Here is a 7,732-nt window from a genome sequence, read left to right as displayed (position 1 = left end):
CACCCATGACGCCCTGAACCTGAGGAACACCGCACCACCGGTGACGTCCTGTGCATCGAGAATGATGGGGGCCGTGAACATGAGGCACAGGGCGTCACCCATGACGCCCTGAACCTGAGGAACACCGCACCACCGGTGACGTCCTGTGCATCGAGAAAGGTGGGGTCCGTGAACATGAGGCACAGGGCGTCACCCATGACGCTCTGATCCTGAGGAACGGGGGGTGGCGGCGGGTGGCGTGGGCTTGCTGGGGTTGGGGGGGGTTGGTCGAGTCCTTGATCGGTTGGGTTACGGGCCATAGGCTGCACCGTAAGGAGAGGACAGGAGAGGACAATGACCATGACCACGACTCCCCCCTCCGGGGAACCCGAGGCGCAGGGCTCGGATGGGCGCCTGCGGCGTGTGTGGCGACGGCGCGCGTCTCGGCTGACCGTTGTCATGGTCGCCGCGGCTGTTGCGTTGACGGCGGCAGCCGTGGCATTCGCACAGGGGAGCGGCCAGTTCCGTGACGTGCCTGGCAACCATTACGCCCGCGACTCGGTGCAGTGGGCCGTTCAGAACAACATCACGTATGGATGTGGAGACGGCACGTACTTCTGCCCCGAGACGTACGTGAACAGAGCCCAGTCGGTGACGTTCCTGCACCGCTACCACAACAACGTGATCAGACAGCTCGAGAACCGGATCCGAGCGCTGGAGAGCGGGTCCGTCCAAGGGTCAAACCCGAACACCGGGTTCGGGAACGACACGACACCCACGACGGTGCCGCCGCGGACGTTCACCACCAGGGGCACCCAACACCAGGTCCGCTCGTTCAGCCTCCCGGCAGGCATATACACAGCCGTGTTCACGCTGGAGGCCACCAAGGCAGCAGCAGATCACGATCAGGGTGACGACGGCAACCAAGGCGGCGCCGCCGGCAACATCTCCGAAGCGGTGACACTGATCCAGGTCGAGTACCGGGAGAACTCGAGCAGCGCGTGGAAGACTCACGCGATCAACACCCTGAAGCTGGATGGTGGCACCCTGCCGGACGGGACAAACCTGTTCAGGGAAGCAGGGCCAGCCGATGTCGAGATCGCGAACGTACCCGGACGCCTGCCCACGAGCGGCCAGATCAGGGTCAGCGCCTACATGATAGACAACGCCATCACCCCCGAGGACACCAACACCGACCCCGACCGGACCACCCAGTATGACTTCACCTGGGGCATCATCCTGACAGAGAAGCGGTCCTGAGCGCCTTCCCGGGTTAGTGGACACCGGCCTGCCGTGACGGCCGGCCGGCGTTTCGGGGTCTAGGTGACCAGGAACCAGTCGGTGCGATCGGCTTGGTTGTCGGGATCGCGTGACGCCCAGCCGAGCAGCAGGATGCTGGCCTCATCGTCCACCTCGTTGGCGAGCACGCTCTCGAAGAGGCTCAGCGACACAACCCTGCCTTCGAGACGGAACCGGTCGTTGCCGTCGTAAACGACCACGGTCGGGGTCCCGAAACCGACGCCCAGATCGACGACGACCTCGTTGCGCTGAGGGTCGGCCGCCAGCACCTCGTACGTCCCGCCGCTGGTTGTCACTTCGAAACCGATCGGAGGATCGTCGGCCCACAGGAAGTCGACGGTGCCGGTGACGCCGGTGACGCCCTCGAGGGATGCGGTCAGGGTCTCCGTACTGCCTCCGGTGCCGGAGTGTTGGTAGCCAATCCGGGCTGCCCCCGACGAGCCTGTGGTCACAGGGCCGGAGAACAAGAAGTCCGTGCTGGTGCTCGCAAGCTGCACCCTCGCACCCCTGAACGGCTGGCCGTACTGATCGGTCACAGTAGCGATCACCACATTGTTGACCGGGCGCGAGCTCGACCTCGCAGCCCGCAGGTACTTGACCTGAGTGGCCAGGTCGATTGTGGTCGCCGCCGGATCCGCGTCGGTGAAGACGACCTCCACGTACTCGACCGGCTCGTCCAGCGGGGGGCTGTCTCCGACCGGGGTGACGGTGTAGCGCCACAGGGTCTCGTCGGGGATGGTGTCGCCGGTGTCGTTGGGTTCCGGATCGTCCCCGTCGAGGATGAACTCGATCTTGCCGGTGTCGTCCACTGCAACAACCTCGGTGCTCCTCTGCCAGAGGCCGCTGCTGGGGGTGGCCGGGGCGTCGATGCTGCGGAAGGCGTCTCTCCTGATCGTGTAGGAAGCGCCGTCCTCGGGCGGAACCGCTCGCAACCCGTTCCCACCGACCAGCTGGACGGTGACGGTGACGGTGGTGCCGAAGCGGGCATGGGTCGCATTCTCAGGCAGGCTGTTGCTGACCTTGGCGCCGGTCGCCTCCACGCCCTGAGTGCTCACCTCAATGCTGACGAGCCGGCCGTCCCCGCTGCGGATAACGTCGCCGAGTGCTCCTGTCCAGGCCCAGACGGTCACCGCCTGCTCGTCGGTGGGACCAAGGCCGATGGTAAAGTCTCCGTCGGGTCCTGTCACCGGGTCGAGAACATCGATCACGCAGGATGTGCTGCCTGACTCGTCGGTCACGAGGGAACTGCACGATCCGTCGCTACGGAAGGCCCGGTGGGCATCCGGTGAGGCGGTCGAGAAGGCGTCGATAGTTGCGTTGACGATCGGAGCGAAGACCTCGTTGCGGACCGACACGGTCACCTCGCCGGGCAGGTACTGCTGGATCGTCACACCCTCGGGACGGGCCGTGGTGTGGGCCAGGGCGCGGGTGATGAAGGCGGCCATCTCCCCGCGGGTCACAGGCGCTTCCGGTGAGAAGTTGCCGCCCCCGGTGCCTTGCGCCACACCGAGCTCGAACAGCGCGCCGGCTGCGCTGTCCTTGGTGCGGGGTTGACTCCGGCGCGAGTCGATGAACGCGTCGTCGGGCTCGGTCCCCCCGACGGTGAAGGTGCCGTCGGATTCCAGCACTACGTTCACACGGGAGTCCTGGTCGGTCGCCGAGGTGAGCAGCCGGGCGATAAGCAACGCCATGTCGGCCCGGTTCACGGGGTCGGACCCCGTGGTGGCGAAGTCGGCCACGACGTCGGTGGGGTCTGCCGCCGCGATGCGGGCCGATCGTTCCATGATAAGCACCATCTCGAACCGGGACACATTCCGGCTGGGCCCGAAGGTGCCGTCGCCGTAGCCGATGGTCACGCTGTAGTAGGCCAGGCAGTTGATGGCATCCCGGAAGAAGTGTCCCGCCGACACGTCATCGAACATCCGGTCCGCAGTGGCGTCACCGACGCATGCGGTCACCGGGGTCGCATGGTCGGCCACGGCCTCGACCGCTCCGGCCGAGCGCGCCCCAAGCGCGACAAGCGAGGCCACCAGCGCGCCCACGGCAAGGATCGACCTGCCCGAACGCCGCCTGCTCACCAGCTGAGGCACTGGGTCTCCCCCATACCCTCCCAAGAAACCGCAACCCTCCACGCAACGCTCGAAACCAGCCTAGCTGACGCCGTGTCCGCAACAATGTGAAGCCGGTGCGCAGACGCTGAGAGGCCCCGGCACTTGGCCGGGGCCTCTCCGTTGGTTGATGATGAAATCAGGTTTGGAGGGGCGAAGCCGAGACTCGGGTTGCCCGGCTCCGTTCCTTCCTATCTGTTAGGCGTCATCCGTGATCCGCAGTATGAACAGCGTCCGCTCGTCGCTGTCCTCGGCGTCGTAGCCCGACCACTGCAGAGTTCCACCTTCGTCGCCGTCCGGATCGAGGACCGCGTCGAGAGCCTCCTCGAAGTCAGCCAGGGTGACGTAGCGGAGCTCAGCATCGTCGACGGTGTCGTTCGCATCGTCGCCGTCCCGGCCGACCCGGAAGATGTCGTTGTCATCGAAGGTCAACAGGACCGGCTGCCCGGTCGGGACCTCGGCAGGAGTGCCGCCAGCATCGGCATCGGCGCCGCCCACGACAACTTCACCGTCGGCAGAACTGCCGTCCAAGACATCCTTGGCTGCAGATGCAGCCACGGTGCCCCGGACGTACCAGTGGACGGTGGCCTGCGAACCGAACGGTGTCACGATGTCGTCAGACGTGGCTTCGGCACTGATGATGCAGTCATCCTCGTTGTCGGATGTCTCGTCAGGCCCGTCTCCTCGATTGGAGTGATCTTCATGGTCGACATCGCAGTAGCCGGTATCCGGGTCGTGGACCGCTACCAGGTTCTGGATCTCGGGATCACCAGACTTCTTGTAGCTGACCCGCACGGATCCGGTCGAATCCGTGTGACGTGGCCGCTGCAGGAAGTCGTCATTCGCATTGCCAGACACCCGTGTGAGCGCAGCCGCGCCGACAGTCACCCTGTCGAGCGTGACAGGGATGTTGTTCATCGGCCGCTGGTACTGGTCCAGCACCGTAACCGTCACCGAGTTGCCCTCCGATCCGGAGCTAGGCCGCTCAACGTAGGAGTTGGTGGGCGACACCCGCAGGGTCGTCACCGCGCTGCTCTCTTCAGCGAACACGATCGCGTCCCTGACCTCGGTAGTGACCTTGGTGCCCTTGGCGCCCTCGTTGGCGTTATCCGTGATGCGCCAAACGAAGGTCCGATAGTCGTCACGTGAACTGGACGAGGTGTCGGGATCGTCGGCAGACACGCTGAAGGTGGCAAGACCCTTGTCGCTGAACTTCAGCGTCTCCGTGGTCCGACTCACCAGCGCCAGATCATCGCCGCCAGACGTCACCTCGGGACGATTGGTCGTACTGTCGAACAGAGGCATCTGCGTCGTCGCGTCCAGACCGACTCTGCCTTGGTAGGTCTCCTTCACCAGGACATAGGTGGTGCCACCCTTCTCGGAGACAGCGTCGACGGTTTCGCCTCCGGAAGTTCCCTGAAGCTGGGCGGACAGCGCATACGACTGTCCGAACTTGACCAGAGGAACCCTCGGGGACATCTCCGTCACCTTGATCGCATTGTGCTCAACCGGTGGCGTGAGCGGTCCGACGGTGAGGGGGAACAGCTCGGTGTCGGCGTTGACCTCGTCGCCGTCTTCGCCCTGCCACACCCAGACGGTGACTTCCTCGTCCAGGTCGGAGGCCAGCCCGTAGATGCGGGCCTGGCCATCACTGTTGGTGCCAGTGGAGGCGTCGTCGATCTCGCACTCGTCCGATTCGTCATCGACAGCATTAACGATGCCGCGGCACTCGCCGTCATCATCGATGGCCCTGTCGGCCCGCTCGCTCTTGATCCAGAACGCGTCGACCAGAACGTTGACCTCCGGATTGTGCATGTCGTCACGCACCGACACCACGATCGTCGCTCCGTCGGCCTGAGCGGTCAGACCGGCCGGACGTGCGTTGGTGTGAGCCAACGCCCGGGTGATGAACGCAGCCATCTCACCACGGGTCACGTTGTCGCTGGGCGAGAACGTCGTGCTGTCGCCCGTGCCGTCCACAACACCCAACTCATATAGAGCGCTGATAGCCGCATCCGTAGAGCGAGGCTGCGAGGAGCGAGCATCGGCGAAGTGGTCGAAGGTGCTGGCCAGCTCGTCGTCGATCGAGATCAACCCGTCAGAACCGATCTCCACATCGTTGTGAGCCGATCCGACCAGTAGGTTGGCGATGAGCACTGCCATCTCGGCCCGGGTGACCGGATCCGACATCATCACATCACCGACGACGTCGTCGGCATCAGCCCCAACCAGACTCGCCGCCCTGCTCATGAACAGCTTCATCTCGAAGCTGCTCACGTTCTGTTCGTGCGCGTACGTGCCATCCCCCATGCCCATGGTGATGCCGTAGTGGGCCAGACAGTTGATGGCGCCGTAGAAGGTGTGATTCTCGGAAACGTCAACGAAACCGGCGTCATTCTCAGCTTCACCAAGGCACGCAGTCATGTCGGTCTCGTAGCTCGGCGACGCTTGGTTCTCGTCGCCGGTCTTGATCTCCGCGGCCGTGGCCGGGCTCCCGATCGCGAAGAGCGAAGCGACCATGGCGGTCACGACAAGCATTGCCCAACGCGAGCGCCGCTTCTTCACTAGCTGGGCCATCGGCCCCTCCTTTGCTTGTAACGGGCGCGCATGCCCTCTCAATCGGGGCATCGGCCCCTCCTTTCTTTTCCACCTATGGCAAGCCTGCCGGTCCGGGGCCGCACAATTCGCAGCTGCGAAACCCTCGCGGATGCACCCGAACTAGCGCTACCTGCGCCAATCACCGGCTACTCCCCTCTGGGTGGTTGACCCGGAACATACCGAGAACCTTACCACGGTGGCAGGGCTCATGCCGAGCACGGAGTGTAGCACAGCACGTTCATCAGCACGTTCATTCATGGCCAATCCCATTCCAGATGCGTAACACTGTGTTGACCAACAGGAGCGGATCCCTCCGATACCTGGCGTTCACGTCATGTCACCGTAACAGCACCAGCGGCGCAGGGCAACCGTTCGCCATGGCCGACAACGTAGCGCGCGGGAGCCGGCGTGGAATCGTCCGTTCTGTCCGAGTCCGTCAGCAGGGCGCTCGCGCGAGGCGCTAACCATGCCCCAGCAGGGGCTCCGGGCAGGCCCAGGCGGTCGAACTCCTCGGGCGTGGCCAGGAACGGCCTGGATCGGTGAACTCACAGCTACCGGAAGGTCATCATCCGGCCAAGCCGGACAGCCTCCGGCCCTGTCGGATCAGACGGCGTTTTTTCGCGTTCTCGAAAGAATCTTGGCCAGTGGCCAGTGGGCAGTGGGCAGTGGGCAGTGGCCAGTGGGCAGTTGCCAGTGGCGTCCAGCGGCCAGTGCGGTGGATACCGGGCGCGCTACGGGGCGGCGAGGGTGGCGGTTCCTGCGCGTATATATAGATGTATAGGCGGCGGGAGCCCTCGGGGCTACGAGGAAGGGAACGAGCCGGGAACCCGTTCGGTAGTTGGTGGTCGGGGGTTGGTGGTCGATGGCTCGCTGCCGGGCCACGGGGTCGGCGGGGGTAGCGGTTCCTGCGCGTATATATATATATGTGTAGGCGGCGGGAGCCCTCGGGGCTACGAGGAAGGGAACGAGCTGGGAATCCGGCAGCCGGCACGGCCTACGAACCGCCTGCCGCAGCCTTCTCCCTGGGGGCGATCCTCAACTCGCCCTTGACCACGCCGAGATCGCCCACTACCTGGAGGAGGGTGTCGCCCATCCGAGCCTGGCTCCCCTTCAAGTCGACCACATCTTTCTGCAAGCTCGCCTGGCCCACCTTCAACCCCGCCACATCCGCTCGCAAGCCGGCCTGACCCTCCTTCAACCCCGCCACATCCGCCTTCACCACCACCATGTCCGTCCTCAACCCGGCCACATCCCGCTTCAACCCGACCATATCCGTCTTCAGCTCGGCCAGATCCTCATCCTGGTGGTCAAGGCGCCGGGTCAGCCGTCTCATCGACCAGGCCATCAACTGCCAGAAGATGCCCAGCAGGACGGCAGAGCCTCCCCAATCAACCAGCTGCGGGTCCATTAGCCACTCCCTTCGGCGGTGGCCAGTGGCCAGCGGCCACTCGCCTTACGAACCACCGGCTGCGACCTTCTCCCTGGGGGCGATCCTCTTCAACTCGCCCTTGACCTCACCGAGACCGCCCGCCAACTGGATGATGTGGTCCTCCAACCGCACCTGGCCCCCCTTCAACTCGGCCTGACCTGCCTTCATGTCCGCCTTCAACTCGGCTTGGCCCTCCGCCAACCCGGACACCTTCGCGTCCAGTCCTACCACATCCCCCTTCAACCCGGCCACATCCGTCTTCAACCCGGCCACATCCCCCTTCAACCCGGCCACATCCCCCTTCAACCCGGCCACATCC

5 protein-coding genes are annotated in these 7,732 nt (G+C 64.7%); 1 reads left to right on the top strand and 4 read right to left on the bottom strand.

The genetic code is table 11. The features are described 5' to 3' along the window. The first annotated feature begins 339 nt into the window (after positions 1-339). A complete protein-coding gene (locus OXK16_00205) occupies positions 340-1,239 on the top strand; it encodes an S-layer homology domain-containing protein (GenBank protein MDE0374374.1) in 900 nt (299 codons plus the stop codon). Between the two features lie 59 nt (positions 1,240-1,298). On the opposite strand, the gene OXK16_00200 is transcribed toward OXK16_00205, so the two are convergent. The 4 genes from OXK16_00200 to OXK16_00185 form a co-directional block, all read right to left on the bottom strand. Then, complete coding sequence (locus tag OXK16_00200; protein MDE0374373.1) at positions 1,299-3,368, bottom strand: S-layer homology domain-containing protein; 2,070 nt, start codon at positions 3,366-3,368, stop codon at positions 1,299-1,301. Positions 3,369-3,584: 216 nt separating this feature from the next. Beyond that, on the bottom strand, positions 3,585-5,963 hold the full coding sequence (locus tag OXK16_00195; GenBank protein MDE0374372.1) for an S-layer homology domain-containing protein: 2,379 nt from the start codon (positions 5,961-5,963) through the stop codon (positions 3,585-3,587). A gap of 1,015 nt (positions 5,964-6,978) precedes the next feature. After that, positions 6,979-7,392, bottom strand: coding sequence for a hypothetical protein (locus OXK16_00190; protein MDE0374371.1), 414 nt, complete (start codon positions 7,390-7,392; stop codon positions 6,979-6,981). A gap of 45 nt (positions 7,393-7,437) precedes the next feature. Continuing rightward, positions 7,438-7,732 (bottom strand): hypothetical protein (locus tag OXK16_00185; GenBank protein MDE0374370.1); only part of this gene is annotated, 295 nt, incomplete at its 5' end.

It is taken from the genome of bacterium, from assembly GCA_028821235.1.
In the GTDB taxonomy this organism is placed as follows: Bacteria; Actinomycetota; Acidimicrobiia; order Spongiisociales; family Spongiisociaceae; genus Spongiisocius.
This window is presented reverse-complemented; position numbering and strand designations above follow the sequence as displayed.